Source organism: Variovorax sp. 10L421 (assembly GCF_056395365.1).
In genome coordinates this window covers 1-14,049 of sequence record NZ_JBFTJJ010000046.1, presented here as the reverse complement: position 1 = coordinate 14,049, position 14,049 = coordinate 1, and the positions used below count along the sequence as shown (strand labels likewise).

14 protein-coding genes are annotated in these 14,049 nt (G+C 66.0%); 6 read left to right on the top strand and 8 right to left on the bottom strand.

Going from position 1 to position 14,049, the window contains the following annotated elements:
• Positions 1-168: 168 nt before the first annotated feature.
• Together AC1DFC_RS29230 and AC1DFC_RS29225 are read right to left on the bottom strand one after the other, a co-directional pair.
• The gene (locus AC1DFC_RS29230) at positions 169-576 is read right to left on the bottom strand and encodes a hypothetical protein (RefSeq protein ID WP_413335089.1); all 408 of its coding nucleotides are present in this window, start codon (positions 574-576) and stop codon (positions 169-171) included.
• Complete coding sequence (locus AC1DFC_RS29225) at positions 515-1,639, bottom strand: M35 family metalloendopeptidase (protein ID WP_413335087.1); 1,125 nt, start codon at positions 1,637-1,639, stop codon at positions 515-517. The genes AC1DFC_RS29230 and AC1DFC_RS29225 overlap by 62 nt, the downstream gene beginning before the upstream one ends.
• 220 nt (positions 1,640-1,859) lie before the next feature.
• Here AC1DFC_RS29225 and AC1DFC_RS29220 point away from each other — a divergent pair, with 220 nt between their 5' ends.
• The 3 genes from AC1DFC_RS29220 (at position 1,860) to AC1DFC_RS29210 (ending at position 3,591) form a co-directional block, all read left to right on the top strand.
• On the top strand, positions 1,860-2,765 hold the full coding sequence (locus AC1DFC_RS29220) for an SDR family oxidoreductase (protein ID WP_007832740.1): 906 nt from the start codon (positions 1,860-1,862) through the stop codon (positions 2,763-2,765).
• Between the two features lie 289 nt (positions 2,766-3,054).
• Entirely contained in the window at positions 3,055-3,300 is a 246-nt protein-coding gene (locus tag AC1DFC_RS29215) for a hypothetical protein (RefSeq protein ID WP_007832741.1), read from the top strand.
• A 27-nt stretch (positions 3,301-3,327) separates the two neighbouring features.
• Positions 3,328-3,591, top strand: a complete 264-nt coding sequence (locus AC1DFC_RS29210; RefSeq protein WP_413335085.1) for a hypothetical protein — start codon at positions 3,328-3,330, stop codon at positions 3,589-3,591.
• 3 nt (positions 3,592-3,594) lie between these two features.
• Here AC1DFC_RS29210 and AC1DFC_RS29205 read toward each other — a convergent pair whose 3' ends face one another.
• From AC1DFC_RS29205 to AC1DFC_RS29195, 3 genes are all read right to left on the bottom strand, one after another.
• Complete coding sequence (locus AC1DFC_RS29205) at positions 3,595-4,314, bottom strand: hypothetical protein (RefSeq protein ID WP_413335083.1); 720 nt, start codon at positions 4,312-4,314, stop codon at positions 3,595-3,597.
• Complete coding sequence (locus AC1DFC_RS29200; RefSeq protein ID WP_413335081.1) at positions 4,311-5,888, bottom strand: serine hydrolase domain-containing protein; 1,578 nt, start codon at positions 5,886-5,888, stop codon at positions 4,311-4,313. The genes AC1DFC_RS29205 and AC1DFC_RS29200 overlap by 4 nt, the downstream gene beginning before the upstream one ends.
• Positions 5,889-5,968: 80 nt before the next feature.
• On the bottom strand, positions 5,969-6,910 hold the full coding sequence (locus AC1DFC_RS29195; RefSeq protein WP_413335079.1) for a LysR substrate-binding domain-containing protein: 942 nt from the start codon (positions 6,908-6,910) through the stop codon (positions 5,969-5,971).
• Positions 6,911-7,018: 108 nt separating this feature from the next.
• Between AC1DFC_RS29195 and AC1DFC_RS29190 the strand changes: the two genes are divergently transcribed.
• Positions 7,019-7,747, top strand: a complete 729-nt coding sequence (locus AC1DFC_RS29190) for an FMN-dependent NADH-azoreductase (protein ID WP_478180525.1) — start codon at positions 7,019-7,021, stop codon at positions 7,745-7,747.
• A gap of 139 nt (positions 7,748-7,886) precedes the next feature.
• On the top strand, positions 7,887-10,664 hold the full coding sequence (locus tag AC1DFC_RS29185; RefSeq protein WP_413335075.1) for a diguanylate cyclase domain-containing protein: 2,778 nt from the start codon (positions 7,887-7,889) through the stop codon (positions 10,662-10,664).
• Positions 10,665-10,690: 26 nt separating this feature from the next.
• Here the strand turns inward: AC1DFC_RS29185 and AC1DFC_RS29180 are convergent, their stop codons facing one another.
• The gene (locus AC1DFC_RS29180; RefSeq protein ID WP_478180524.1) at positions 10,691-11,881 is read right to left on the bottom strand and encodes an MFS transporter; all 1,191 of its coding nucleotides are present in this window, start codon (positions 11,879-11,881) and stop codon (positions 10,691-10,693) included.
• A gap of 91 nt (positions 11,882-11,972) precedes the next feature.
• On the opposite strand from AC1DFC_RS29180, the gene AC1DFC_RS29175 reads away from it, so the two are divergent.
• Positions 11,973-12,935 carry a LysR family transcriptional regulator gene (locus tag AC1DFC_RS29175; RefSeq protein WP_007832749.1) on the top strand — a complete coding sequence of 321 codons (963 nt, stop codon included), beginning with the start codon at positions 11,973-11,975 and terminating at the stop codon, positions 12,933-12,935.
• Here AC1DFC_RS29175 and AC1DFC_RS29170 read toward each other — a convergent pair.
• Together AC1DFC_RS29170 and AC1DFC_RS29165 are read right to left on the bottom strand one after the other, a co-directional pair.
• Positions 12,884-13,654 carry a fumarylacetoacetate hydrolase family protein gene (locus tag AC1DFC_RS29170; protein WP_007832750.1) on the bottom strand — a complete coding sequence of 257 codons (771 nt, stop codon included), beginning with the start codon at positions 13,652-13,654 and terminating at the stop codon, positions 12,884-12,886. The two genes, AC1DFC_RS29175 and AC1DFC_RS29170, sit on opposite strands and share 52 nt — an antisense overlap.
• 166 nt (positions 13,655-13,820) lie before the next feature.
• Positions 13,821-14,049 (bottom strand): hypothetical protein (locus AC1DFC_RS29165; protein ID WP_478180523.1); only part of this gene is annotated, 229 nt, incomplete at its 5' end.

Sequence of the window (14,049 nt, the reverse complement as noted above, 5' to 3'; positions counted from 1 at the left end):
GGCAAAGGTAAGTCGGGCATGCTTATGGGTGTTCATCCGGTTGGGCGTCCTGAGTGGATTGGGTGTTTGGCGACTTCCAGTCTCTCAAACCCAATCCGGATGAACACCGGATACAACCTATTGGAGCTTCACACCTAGAGGCGTTCGCTGTGGCTGGCGACGCCATGCCTAACGCTTGAATCCCGGGATCGGGACAGGAGAGCAGTCGGGCAGCTTCAGCGCCTCGTAGTCGGGGTGAAACTGGACTACGACAAAGTCGTTGCCTGCTTCCCTCGACATCCTGTTGTCTTCATAAATATTCGAAGTGGTTTCCAGCTTGATCTCGTTCAGCTGGAACTGCCTGTATGCCTGGGTCACCTTTCGGGCTCGTTGTTCTGCCAGTCGGGCCGCTTCACCGGGCGTCCTGCCCGGAGTCTTGACGGTGGCACCTCCATCGATAGAAACCTCGAGGTATCTGGTGAAGGTCGAGTTCGCTCGGTCAACGAAATTCGCCAGCTTCGCGATCTGAGCCGGCTCAAGGTCGGCGGAGCCCTCGGCGAAAGTAAGCCTTGTCACCGTGACGGGCTTGCAGGCCATGGCGCTTGAGCTCGTCAGCACGGCGGCGACGAGCAAAGGCCTGAAGATGTATTTCATATGGATGCCTTCGCCACAACACCAAGAATGTAGCCGGCGATGCTGTCGGAATGACGCGGGACCTGGGGTCTTCAGCGTGATCCCTCGCGTTTTTCGTGCCGTACCAGGTATCGAATGAGCTGAAGGTGTCGTTGAAGTGCGTGACTTCGTGAATCAACGTCAGGAGCTTCGAATCTCCGTCACGGATGATGCTCGTGCCGTAGATGAGCATGTTCTCCGGGAAGTCGCAGAAGTCAAGCCCGATGGCAATGGTATGAGTCGCGATGTCCGGCTTGCAGACCGCGGCGATCGTTCCGACCGTGTCGCTCAGGAAAACGCAGCCGAGGTTCCTCTGATTTGCCTCCGAGTACCGTATGAAGTTCTGGCACCCCAGCCCTTCGAGCACGCGCTTGCAAGCGATCAGCCCCTTCTGAAGGTGCTCGCGCATGGATTGATCGGCCACACCGAACCATTCCTCGACTCGCGTTTGCGCCGCCTTGTCCCACCGATCAAGTTCTGGAAGGCGCTTCTTCTCGATGAACTCGATGGACTGGTCGCGCAGCCTGAGTGCCATTTGGCAGAACTCCTTGTTGGTCATGGCGGGGCAGATCTTTTCGGCCGGCTCTGCCTCCGGCGCATGGGTCACGCCCGCGTCGACTGCCTTCTTGAATGCGGCCAATTCCTCCTTGGTTGGGGTCGGCACGACCATTGCAGCTTCGGAGCCAACGGCATGCCATGCCCCGTCGTCATATGTCGCCGTTTGTTGCCGCATGGAAAGTATGGGCTGCGGCACGGGGCAGTGGCAGACCACCACATCGCCTTCCAGCGCTGCCTCCGACATGAATTTGGGACGTCGCGGCCCTCCGGCTTTCATGATGATGCCCACGCTGTTGCAGCCCTCGCAGTAGGCCCTGCCGCCGATCAGGGCGACCCGATGTCCATGCAGATCGAGCATTGGTCCTTCATAAGGCAGAACCATGCCGCCGGGTGCCGGCGGATCGCCGACCACCAAAATCTTTCGCTCCATTCGCTACGCTCCCTGTTTGTGGATGGCGCAGCGTTGTACGCGGGCGTGGCTATTGCCACTGTTGTCTATCGTCAACTGGCTGGTTCTATGTCACGCAGGAGCGAGTTTTCGGTTTGGACCCGCCACAAACCGCTCGCGGCGCGCGTCACACGAACGACAGCCAACCACTGTGCAAAGCGTTCCAATAGCCGATGCAGAGTCAACCAAAGGAAAGCACCCAATGATTCAGGACTTCAAGGGCAAGACCGCCGTTCTCACCGGCGCGGGTTCGGGCTTCGGCCTGGAGTGCGCGCGCATCGGCGCCGCCCGCGGCATGAACCTCGTGCTGGTCGACGTGCAGCAGGATGCGCTCGACAAGGCCCAGGCAGAAATGGAAGCCGCTGGCGCGCAGGTGCTGGCGCGCAAGGTCGACGTGTCGAACGCGGCACAGATGGAAGCGCTGGCCGCGGCCGTGAAGGAACGCTTCGGCGCGCCGCACTTCGTGTTCAACAACGCGGGCGTGGGCGCTGGCGGCCTGGTGTGGGAGAACACCGTGGCCGACTGGGAATGGGTGCTGGGCGTGGACCTGTGGGGCGTGATCCACGGCGTGCGCCTGTTCACGCCGATGATGCTCGAAGCGGCGGCCAAAGACCCGAGCTATCGCGGCCACATCACCAACACCGCGAGCATGGCCGGCCTGCTGACGCCGCCCAACATGGGCATCTACAACGCGGCCAAGGCCGCGGTCGTGAGCCTCACGGAGACGATGTACCAGGACTTGAACCTCGTTACCGACCAGATCGGGGCGAGTCTGCTGTGCCCGTACTTCGTGCCCACCGGCATTACCAGCAGCGAGCGCAACCGGCCCAATGCACCGAAGGACAGCGAACTCACCAAGAGCCAGCTCATCGGCCAGGCCATGAGCAACAAGGCGGTGAGCAGCGGCAAGATCACGGCGGCCGAAGTGGCGGCCAAGGTGTTCGACGCCATCAGCGCCAACCAGTTCTACGTGTTCAGCCATCCGAAGGCGCTGGGCAACGTGAAAAGCCGCATGGAGAACATCGTCTCCATCACGAATCCGGCCGACCCGTTCCTGGAACGCCCGGAGATCGGGCAGAAGCTGCGTGATCAGCTTCGCTCGGCCTGACCTCGAGCTTCTTTTTCAAGAAGCCTGCAACTCACCGCGCTTCGACGCGGACGAGCCGGGTTTTGACATATGTCAAATATTGCTCAGGCACTCGAGCTTTCTGCCTGCACCGGCTCTTCATGCGCCATGTTTGCGAACTACTCCCTTAGCCAGGGCGCATATTTTTCATAGCCTCTCCCGGTAACTTTCTTGGTGAAGTTCAGGGGCAGTTGCAAGCGGATCCGAAGGGTCTTGACCCAAGGTCAACCTGAGCCGATCCGCCGCGACATCTTGCAAGAGGAGGCAATTCATGCGCACCCCGTTCCTGTCCGACATCAGCCCGGACGAACCTTTGGCGACCCAGCTCAGGCCGGCATACATGGCCTGGTTGTCGGTGCTCCTGTGCATCCTGGCGGCCGTTGCCTTCGTGGTCGGGGCCATTCGGGTTCCCAACATCGTTGCGGCATCGATGCTCATGACCGCGGCCATCGTGTCGCTGGGAGCCGGCCTGATTCTTGGGTTGAGCATGTGGGTCTTTCCGGACCTCCCGCGCTAAATGGCTTTGCAAGAACCCACAGCACCCGTGGCGAGCAAGTCCGCAGCGTCGATCCTTCGCATTCGGGACTGGCGCATGACGCTGGTGGCCGCCCTGATCGGCCTGCTGATCGTGATGGCCATGCTCATGAAGTGGGTCGTCGAATTCCAGGTCGAGGCCGCGCGGGAGCGGCGCTTGAGCGAATCCGTTGCCCGCGAGGCGGCAGCGCGCTGTCACGAAAAGGCACCGCCCCAGGCGGTCAGCGCGTGCCTGAAGGAACTGGCGGCCGGGGCAGCTCCAGTCAGCCGCTGACGGTCAATCGGCACTGCGCCACTGACCGGTACTCGGGCACACGGCGGCCCGCTCGCCGTTCAGCCGGACCTGCTCTTCCTCCAGTTGTGACGAGGTCGAGGGGTCGACGTCGAAAGTGATCTGAAGAGCGTGCGCGACATGGGTGTCTTCGATCGGAAGCTCCCAGGTCAGGAACATTTGCGTGCAATCCTGGCCGGACGCGAAGTCGGCCACGTCGAAGCCGCTGCTGCCGCGTCGAATGACACCATGAGGCTGGCCGGTATCGAATATCACGGCAGTACCCCGGACGAGGGGGATTCGATGACCTGCCAAGGGGAAGTGCAAGTCCAGCCCCTTGTCCTCGCTCACGAAAAGATTGCAGAAGGCCGCGCCGCCGTATTGCGCACCGTCATGGTGGTACCTCGCGCCGCGGCAAGCCATGAGGGCGACGTCGCTCGAGGCAAGCACCTCGGGCAGCCCGAGCGTGCGCGTCCAGTCGGATACCGCCTGCACGCAGAGCCGGTAGTCCGGCCAGCGTGCACGCGCCCGGGCCAAGGGCAGCGCATCGACGTCGCCGGGTTCCAGCGACAGCTGCGAAGAAATCTCTCTTTCCCAATCCCCAAGCAGGCGTGCAGGGGGCGCGGGCACGTCGAGCGTTTTCGCCAGCACGATATCGCTCACGCTTCGGCTGCGGATGGCGTCACCGCTGCAGAAATGGGAAACGAGGAGGTCTCTCTTGCTCACGACGAACTGGGCACGGCTTGCATCAAGAGCGACAGCGCCTTTCGCAGGCTCGTGGCCGATGCCCGCTCTCCCTTGTCATGGCCCAGACGCACCACCACCAGGTCGTGCGAAGGAACGATCAGCACCGTCTGCCCACCCGCGCCCAGCATGTAGTACGCCGTGGTCGGCACCGGCCACGTGCTCGTGCCGTTCAACCAGAAGAACCCGCCGTAGATCGGGCGCTTGTCGGCCGCCCAGGCCGGTGCAAGGGTGCTCACGAACTTGACGAAACCTTCGGGCAGGATGCGCTCGCCATTCCAGACGCCGTCCTGCAGATACAGGTTGGCCAGGCGCGCCCAATCGCGTGCCGACATGAAGTCATAGCCCTGCGCGAGGAAGTTGCCATACGGATCGGTCTCCAGGGTCATCGTGCGGATGCCGATCTTGTCGAACAGGTTTCTTTGCGGGAACGACAGGTACTCCTCGCCGCGCTTCTCGACGGCAAGGCGGATCAGGTAGTTCGCCAGCACCGGGTCGGTATTGCGATAGCGCCCGACGGTGTTGGGCGGCCACTGCTGCGGGCGGGTGGCCGCGTAGTTGAACGAGTTGATGCGGCCGGTGTAGAGGTAGGTGTGGTCGGGGTAGGTGCCGTTGGGGTCGAAGTCCGGGTCATCGGGCGCCTTGATGCGCAGCCCGCTCGACATGTGCAGGATGTCCGAGATCCGGATCTCCTGGCGCTTGTCGCCGGTGGCCTGCCACTCGGGAATCGGCGCGCGCTGGTCGAGCCGGTATTCGCCCTGCTTCATCAGCACGCCCAGCATCGTCGCGGTCACGCTCTTGCCCATCGACCACGATTCGAGCGGCGTGGTCGCCGTGATGCCGCTCCTGTAGCGCTCGCCGACGATGCGTCCCTTGTGCGTGACGACGACGGCTGCGGTGTAGGCCTCCGGCAGCTCGAAGGCCGCGTCGACTGCCTGGCCCACCTTTGCTGTGTCGATGCCGGGCGCGGGACCGGCGGGCGTCACGTCGCCCATGGGCCACGGCTGGGTCGAGGGATCGGGCAGGGCGCTCTTGACGGCCACCGGCGTGAAGAACACGCCGTCGTTGCCGGCTGGCAGCGTGATGCAGCCCTGCGAACCGTAGTAGCGCGCCACCAGCGTCGGCCCATTGGGCATGGCGATGCGGACTTCCTTCTTGTCGCGGTCGACCACCGGCCTGCCGACCTTCTTGCGCTGGTCGTAGGGCCCTGTGAAGTAGCCCACGCTCTCGACGGCGAAATCGGGATCGAGGCCGGTGACGAATGCGGCGGAGCACATCGTCTTGGCGTAGCCCGAGGTGTTGTGCTCCAGCGGGTCGCCGGGTGGCGGCACGTAGGGCGTGTCGAGTTCGAAGGTTCTCGCGCGAGCGATGAGGGCCTCGCGTGCCGGCAGCTCGGGAACGCCGGTGACCGGTGTCGTTCCTCCAGAACCCGTACCCAGGCCTATGCCGATGCCTGCGCCTCCGCCTCCCCCGCCGCCTCCTCCGCATGAAGCCAAAGCCATTACAAGAAGCGCGCCTGTCGCGATGGCAAGAGGGATGCGGGCAAACCTCGTCATGACTTCTCCTCACTTTGTTGTTGGAACGCGAGTCTCCGCGAGAACTGCGACAGCCTGCAAGTTCTGCGTCCAGCTTGTCCTCAGCCTCGCGATTGCGGCTCCGGTGCGGCCTGCGACGCAATCCATTCCCACACCGCCCGCACGGCCGGCTCGCTCTCGCTGCCGCGCGCGACCGCCAGAAAGTAGCTGCCGGTGTCGAGCGCAGGCCCGAAGGGCTGCACCAGCGCACCGCTGCGCAGCTCTTCGGCCGACAGCGTGAGGCTCAGCAGCGCAACGCCATGTCCTGCAAGCGCGGCCAGCGTCGCGTGCGTCTCGTCGGAGAACGACAGGCCCGAAGCCTTCATCGCGCGCCCCCTCGGCGGCGTGATGCCGGCTTCGCGAAACCAGCGCGTCCACACGGCAGGTGCGAGCGCCTGCGGCTGCCAGTCGCAGTGGATCAGCCGGTGCTTCGGCAGGTCTGAGGCGCGTTTCAGGCCCAGCATCGGGCTGCACAAAGGCGCATAGCGCTCGGGCATCAGCTCGCGCGACACCAGCCCCGGCCAGTTGCCGTGGCCCGAGCGAACAGCGATGTCGGCGTCGCCGCGCGCCAGGTCGACCAAGGTGTCGCTCGCATGCAGCCGCAGCTCGACTCCCGGGCAGGCCCTGCGGAACGCCTCCATGCGCGGCAGCACCCAGCGCGCGGCGAATGCGGTGTTGGTGGTGAGGGTGATGGCCTGCGACGCGGCGGGGCGGCGCAGCTTGTCGACGCCGGCTTCGAGCATGTCGAAGCCCATGCGCAGGTCGGCGAACAGCCGCTGGCCCGCTGGCGTCAGCGCGAGCTGCCGCGTGAGCCGGCGGAACAGCGGCTGGCCCAGCGTGTCTTCGAGCGCACGCACCTGGTGGCTGATGGCCGACGGCGTAACCGACAGTTCGAGCGCCGCGCGCTGAAAGCTCAGGTGCGCGGCCGCAGCCTCGAAGGCGCGCAGCGACAGCAGGGGAGGCAGCCGCCGGAGAGGGCGGATGGATGAGCCAATCTCGTTCATGCGTGGAGAAATCGTCGTTTGTGATGAGCGGCTCGTGAACCTAGATTCAAGGCCTGCGCACCATTCTGGCCGCGCGGGACGAAAGATACCAATTCATCCATCAAGACCATGACCATGAATCTCCTCCACATCGACGCCAGCGCCCGGCCGGGCCGTTCCGGCACCGACCTCCACGGCTCGCACACGCGCCGCCTCTCGGCGCGTTTCGTCGAGCGCTGGCGCAAGGCGCGGCCCGCCGATCGCATCGACTACCTCGACGTGGGCCGGCAGCCACCCGCGCACGTCGACGACCGCTGGATCCACGCGGCCTTCACGCCGCCGGCCGCGCGCGAGCCATGGATGGCCGAGGCGCTCGCCGAGAGCGATCGGCTCGTCGACCAGCTCATTGCCGCTGACGTGGTCGTGATCGGCCTGCCGATGTACAACTTCAGCGTGCCCGCGCAGTTCAAGGCCTGGATCGACAACATCGTGCGCGTCGGGCGCACCTTCGGCTTCGACCGTTCGCGCGGCGCGGTGCCGTACTGGCCGCTGCTGGCGGACGCGGGCAAGCGCGTGGTGCTGCTGGGCGCGCGCGGCGACCATGGCTACGACGCGGGCGGCCGCGTCGCGCACCTCAACCACACCGAGAGCAGCGTGCGTTCGGCGCTCGGCTACATCGGGATCACCGAAGTGTTCGAGGCGGCGGTGGAGTCCGACGAATTCGGCGGCGAGCAGCTTTCGAATTCGATGCGGCGCGCGGAGCAGCGCGTGGACAGCCTCGTCGATGCGCTGATCGCCCCGCGCGCGCGCTCGGGAGCTGCAGATGTTCGCCGGGTAGACCCGTCTTTGTCCGAATGAAAGTAAGGCAAAGGTGATCATTTTTTCAGGGACATAGAGCTGTTCGTCGCGCCCTGCATCCAAGCCCTTTGCCGGTGCGTGGATCGCACCGATACTGTCCGGAAATTCCCTCCGGCAACGTACCGGTCCGAACAGTTCAATGACTCAAACAGGTTTCTCGAAATTCCGGTTCGGTTTGCACACACGCCTGAGCCTCGGCGTGATGGCGGTGGTCCTGACGGCCACCTTCGCGATTGCCACCTTCGCTCTGCACTTCGTGAAGAGCAACATGCGAGCCTCGATCGAGGCCGAGCAGCTCGCCCGCGTGGCCGCCATCGCCGACTCCATCGACCAGAAATTCGGCAGCCGGCTGATCCTGCTGCAGACCTTCGGCGACAGCGTGGAAGCGCAGGACTTCCAGGACACCGTGCAGCTGCAGGCGTTCCTCGAAAGGCACGCCTCGCTGCGTCAGGCCTTCGACAACGTCGCCTTCCTCGACATGGACGGCAACCTCGTGGCCAACCTCAACGGTGCGAACCGCATCGGTACCGTGAACGTGAAGGATCGGCCCTATTTCCAGCGAACGGTTGCGTCCCGGGCCGGTCTCGTATCTGAGCCTTACCGCAACCGGCTCAACGGGCTGGCACAGGTGGCCATCACCGCACCGGTGCTCGACAACGCGGGGCAGATGAGGTTCGTGATCTCAGGTGCCATCAACCTGAAGGACCGCAACATCCTGGGTGCGCTCGCCGACATCAAGTTCGGCAAGACCGGCTATCTGTTCGTGACGACCGCGGATGGCATCGTGGTCGACCATCCGGACGCCTCGCGCATCCTGAATCACATCCAGGCGAATGGCGGCGGCGACCCCGAGGTCCTTCGCGCGCTGGCCGGCTTCCAGGGCTCGAGCGAGGGCGTCAACGAAGCCGGCGTGCGCGGCCTCTATGCCTTCGACCGTGCCGAGCAGGCGAACTGGATCGTCGGCGCCATGTACCCGCGCAGCGAAGCCTTCGCGGGCATTAACGCCATCGAACGCGGTGCGTGGTTCGGGGCGCTGGCGTTGGCGCTGACCGCGGGCGCGCTGGCCCTCGCGGTGGTGCGCCGGCAGCTGAAGCCGCTGTCCGAACTGCACCAGCACATGCAATCCACCCGGGAGGCGGCTACCGGGACCGCGGCGGCGCGCACCTACGCCTTCGACGAGATCGGCGATCTCTCGCGCACCTTCAACGAACTGATGGCGCAGCGGCGAGCCATCGAGCTCAGCCTGGCGCACAGCGAGGCTCAGGTACGCATCATTGCCGACAACATCCCGGCGATGGTGTCGCACGTCGATGCGTCGATGCGCTACACCTTCGTCAATGCGCACGTGCGGGCCCTGCACAAGGACAAGACGCTGGTGGGCCGCCTGATGCCGGAAGTGCGCGGCCCCGCGGATTTCGCGATGGTGGAGCCGAGCTTCCGGCGCGCGCTGGCCGGCGAGACCGTGATTCTCGAGAAGTCCGGCGACCCGGCGCTGGGCATTGGCGGTCGCACGTTCAAGGCCCACTACATTCCCGACATCGATGCCGACGGCGTGGTGCGCGGCGTGTTCTCGATGACCTTCGACATCACCGAGGACGTGAACATCCGCCGGGCCCTGACCGAGCAGGAAAAGCGGCTGCGCGACGTGACCGACAACATCCCGGCGCTGGTCGGCTACTTCGACCGCGAGCAGAACTGCCTGTTCGCCAACGTCAGGGCGCGCCAGACGGCGGGCCTGGACCAGAGCGCTTCGCTGAAGGGCACGACCCTGCGTTCGGCTCTCGGCAAGGCGGTGCATGCGCAGCTCAAGCCCTACCTGCCCGTGGTGTTCTCGGGCAAGAAGGTGCGTTTCCCGGTTCGCGCTCCCATGCACGGCAGGGAGGGATACTTCCAGGCCAACCTGATGCCGGACAAGAACCTGCGCGGCGAGGTCGTCGGCTTCTACCTCATGTCCTTCAACATCACGGCGCTGAAGCAGGCGGAACTGCGCCTGGCCGAGAGCGAACTGCGCCTGCGCGCCATCACCGACAACATGCCGGCGCTGATCACCTACATCGACCGGGACGAGAAGATCACCTTCGCCAATGCCACCAGCCGCGAATGGCTCGGGCTCGACCCGGCCCAGGTGCTGGGGCGCCAGGTGCAGGACGTGCTGGGCCGCGAGGTGTACGAGTCGCGCCAGCCGATGCTCGCGCGGGCGCTGGGCGGAGAGCGGGCGGAGTTCGAGGCTCGTATGCAGCGCCAGGGCTTCGACCGCATCACGCAGGTCACCTACGTCCCCGATGTACGCGAAGACGGCATGACGCACGGCATTTTCTCGCTGGCGCACGACATCACGGCACTGAAGGTGGTGGAGCACAAACTCATCGAACTGGCGCGGCTCGACACGCTCACCGGCCTGCCCAATCGGCTGGCGTTCAACGAGTACCTGCCCGGAGCGGTGCTACGCGGGCGGCTCGCGGGCAATGCGATGGCGCTGATGTTCCTCGACATCGACCATTTCAAGGCCATCAACGACACGATGGGCCATGCGGTGGGCGATGCGGTGCTCACCGAATATGCGCGGCGGCTGCTGGGCTGCGTGCGCGGTACCGACATGGTGGCCCGGCTGGCGGGCGACGAGTTCGTGCTCGTGCTCGAAGGCCTGACCGCACCGGACACCGCGGCCACCGTTGCGGCAAAGATCGTGGAGCGCGTCCACACGCCGCCCTTCACGGTGGACGGCCAGCGCATCAAGGTGACGACCAGCGTCGGTATCGCGTTTCACCGTGCTGCCGATTCCTCCGTCACCGCAGAGGAGTTGCTGGCGCGGGCCGATACGGCGCTCTACAACGCCAAGGCGGCGGGGCGCGATCGGTTCGAGTTCTTCATGCCTGTTGAGGGGGCGCGCAGTGATCTGATCACGCGGCAGCACTGAGTTCGGCGGCTGCGACCGCCGGTGAATCAAACTCGCGCCGAAGCGCTGTCCCCCAGTACGTTGCGCGGTTCGCGCCGGTCGAGCGAGCGGCTCCACAGCGCGATCATCAGGCCCACCAGCGTGAGCAGCGCCGCCGCCCAGCCCAGCGCGCGCAATCCCGGCCCATGGTCGATCACCACGCCGCCGACCCAGGCGCCGAGTGCGTTGCCGAGGTTGAAGGCAGCGATGTTCAGGCTCGACGCGAGGTTCTGGCCTGCGCCCGAGGCCTTCTCCAGCACCCGCAACTGCATCGGCGCGACGGTGGCGAACGAAGCCACGCCGAGCAGGCCGACGAACCCCACCGCCGTGAACGGCGTGCCGATGGCGAACTGCATCGCACCCAGCACGACGGCCAGCGCAGCCAGCGTACCGAGCACGGCGGCCATCGGCGCGCGGTCGGCCAGCTTGCCGCCCAGGATATTGCCGACGGCCAGCCCGCCGCCAAACACAAGCAGGATCGGCGACACGGCCGACTCCGACAGGCCGGTGATCTGCGTGAGCAAGGGCTGGATGTAGGTGAATACCACGAACACGCCGGCAAAGCCGAGCACCGTCATGGCCAGGCCGAGCAGCACCTGCGGGCGCGCCAGCACGGCGAGCTCTTCGCGCAGCGGCGCGGACCCGGCCTTGCCCTTCACGCGCGGCACGAACACCGCGAGCACCGTGAAGGCCAGCACGCCGATCAGCGTCACGGCCCAGAAGGCCGAGCGCCAGCCGAACTGCAGGCCCAGCCACGCGCCGGCCGGCACGCCGAGCAGCGTGGCGGCGGTCAGCCCGGTGAACATGATCGCGATGGCCGAGGCGCGCCGTTCGGGCGCCACCAGGCCAGTGGCCACCACCGAGCCGACGCCGAAGAAGGTGCCGTGCGCCAGCGAGGTGATGACGCGCGCGGCCATCAGCATCTCGTAGTTGGGCGCCACGGCACAGGCGAGATTGCCGAGCGTGAAGATTCCCATGAGCGCGAGCAGCACGGTCTTGCGCGGCAGCTTGCGGGTGGCGATGGTGAGCACCGGCGCGCCGACCGCGACCCCGAGCGCGTAGCCCGAGATCAGCAGGCCGGCGGCCGTGATGGAGACGTGGAGATCCGTCGAGACCTGCATCAGCAGGCCCATGATGACGAACTCGGTGGTGCCTATACCGAAGGCACCGGCGGTGAGGGCGATTAGAGCGATTGGCATGATGCCCTGTACTGTGCGGACGAAAGCCACTGATGACTAGAATGCCGCAGGTACACATACTTGTGACTCTAATTCATAGATCGGAGGAGCCATGCCGCGCATCGACGTCAACCGTTCCGGCGAAATGGAAGCCTTCGTGCAGGTGGTCGAGTCTGGCGGGTTCTCGGCGGCGGCGCGCCTGCTGGGCATGACGCCCTCGGCCATGAGCAAGCTCGTGGCGCGGCTCGAATTGCGCCTGGGCATCCAGCTCGTGCACCGTTCCACGCGCAAGCTGCAACTTACGCCCGAAGGCACGGAGTTCTACGAACGCAGCCTGCGCGTGCTGGCCGACATTGACGAGGCCGAGCGCTGCGCGGCGGCCGGTGCGGCGGCGCGCGGGCGCGTGAGCATCAATGCCAGCGTCTCGTTCGGGCACCACAAGCTGGTGCCATTGGTGCCGCGCCTGCTCGAACGGCATCCGCAGATCACGCTCGACATTGCGCTGACCGACCGCATCGTCGACCTGATGGATGAGCGCGCGGATATCGCCATCCGCTGGGGCCAACTGCCGTCTTCCGATCTCGTGGCGCGCCGGCTCGGTGGGACCAGCCAGTCCATCGTCGCCGCGCCGGACTACCTCGCGAAGTACGGCACGCCGCGCACGCCGCAGGAGCTGGAAGCCCACAACCGGCTGGGCTGGAGCTACCGGCGCAGTTCGCCCGACTGGCCGCTGCGGGTCGACGGCCGCATGGTGTGGCTGCCCGTGGCCGGTCCGGTGCGCGCGGGCGACGGCGAAACGCTGCGCCGGCTGGCCATCGCAGGGGCTGGCGTGGCGCGGCTGTCGCTGTATCACATCCAGCACGACATCGACGCCGGTCGGCTTGTGCCGTTGCTCGAAGAGTTCAACCCGGGAGAGGTGGAGCCGATCCACGCGGTCTACATCGGCAAGGCCGGCACACTGCCCGCCCGGGTCCGGGCGGTGCTCGACTTTCTGGTGGCGTGCTCGGGGGTGGGCGGCGAGCGCTACACGATCAAGCGGACGGCGCCTATGCCGGCAAACTCCGCCGTCACCTGATCGCCGCGCCGGCAGGGCACGATGCCGACCCACGAGCCGGTGGTGACCACCGTGCCCGCGGGAACGGTCTGGCCGTGTCGGGTCAGGTGGCGCAGCCAGATCGGCAGCAGCCATGCGGGGTCGGCCAGCGGATGCGTGCCTTCGCGCACCACGGTCTCTGCGCCGCCGACCTTCGTTTCGCAGCGCTGCGAGGCCCAGTCGACGGCGGCGTAGGGCGTCCATTCGCCGAGCACGAGTGCGCCGTGCACCTGCGAATCGGCAAGGCGCAGCAGGGCGGGTGTTGCGGCGAGGTCTTGCCAGCGGGAGTCGACGATTTCGACCGACACGGTCATGGCGTCGATGAGCGATGCGGTGTTGTCGTGATCGAGCTGCGCGGCCTGTGCCGGCGCAACGTCCTGTCCGAGCCGCAAGGCGATCTCGGCCTCGATGCCGGGCGCGTGGAACACGAGGTCGCTGAAGTTCGCCGGGCTCCGGCGCACACCGGCAGGAGGCAGTGGCGCATGTGTGAGCGTCGCGCCGCGCGAACCGCCGCCCGACTTCCACGTGCCGGGCACGGGCTGAGCGTCGAACCAGCCGAGCGCGGCCGCGACGGCGTCCTGCACTTCATAGGCCTGGATATCGGTTTCGAGCGCGTCGGTCCAGGGCGTGGCATCGAGGGTGCGGTTGCCGCGGCGCGCGGCCACGAGTGCGTCGGTGAGGGCGGTCTGGGAGGGGGTCATGTTCTGGATCTTCTCAGTTTCTGCTGGCGCGTTGTTCGGGGTGCGTGCACAGGGCACCGGGTACTCCCCTGCGCGAATGTCCCCCGGGCTGCGGCCTCCTCCTTTATTTCGCTGCGCAAGGCACTCCGCCGGCGTGATCGCACCCCGAGCGACCTCAAGCAGTCCCTCAGCTTCTCGCAGGCAGAGCGAACTTCCGCGTATCGGCCGGCGGCGGAATGGGCTGCGTGCCTTCCATGCGGGTGCTGCCGCTGCCGCGGTTGTTCGAGCGCTGCAGTGCGGAGTCGGGCAGCACCGGCGCGGCGTTCACGCCGCGCAGCATGACGTTGTCGGTGTTCGGCTGCGTCTGCAGCTGCTGGCCGCGGATCTCGTCGTAGCGGTCTCTCGTCGTAGCGGTC

Excerpts from the sequence above, each read along its gene's own strand:
- AC1DFC_RS29175 (WP_007832749.1), top strand. The coding sequence starts at position 11,973 with ATGCCGCGCATCGACGTCAACCGTTCCGGCGAAATGGAAGCCTTCGTG.
- AC1DFC_RS29170 (WP_007832750.1), bottom strand. The coding sequence starts at position 13,654 with ATGACCCCCTCCCAGACCGCCCTCACCGACGCACTCGTGGCCGCGCGC.
- AC1DFC_RS29200 (WP_413335081.1), bottom strand. The coding sequence starts at position 5,888 with ATGACGAGGTTTGCCCGCATCCCTCTTGCCATCGCGACAGGCGCGCTT.
- AC1DFC_RS29225 (WP_413335087.1), bottom strand. The coding sequence starts at position 1,639 with ATGGAGCGAAAGATTTTGGTGGTCGGCGATCCGCCGGCACCCGGCGGC.
- AC1DFC_RS29230 (WP_413335089.1), bottom strand. The coding sequence starts at position 576 with ATGGCCTGCAAGCCCGTCACGGTGACAAGGCTTACTTTCGCCGAGGGC.
- AC1DFC_RS29190 (WP_478180525.1), top strand. The coding sequence starts at position 7,019 with ATGACCATGAATCTCCTCCACATCGACGCCAGCGCCCGGCCGGGCCGT.
- AC1DFC_RS29185 (WP_413335075.1), top strand. The coding sequence starts at position 7,887 with ATGACTCAAACAGGTTTCTCGAAATTCCGGTTCGGTTTGCACACACGC.
- AC1DFC_RS29180 (WP_478180524.1), bottom strand. The coding sequence starts at position 11,881 with ATGCCAATCGCTCTAATCGCCCTCACCGCCGGTGCCTTCGGTATAGGC.
- AC1DFC_RS29220 (WP_007832740.1), top strand. The coding sequence starts at position 1,860 with ATGATTCAGGACTTCAAGGGCAAGACCGCCGTTCTCACCGGCGCGGGT.
- AC1DFC_RS29195 (WP_413335079.1), bottom strand. The coding sequence starts at position 6,910 with ATGAACGAGATTGGCTCATCCATCCGCCCTCTCCGGCGGCTGCCTCCC.
- AC1DFC_RS29215 (WP_007832741.1), top strand. The coding sequence starts at position 3,055 with ATGCGCACCCCGTTCCTGTCCGACATCAGCCCGGACGAACCTTTGGCG.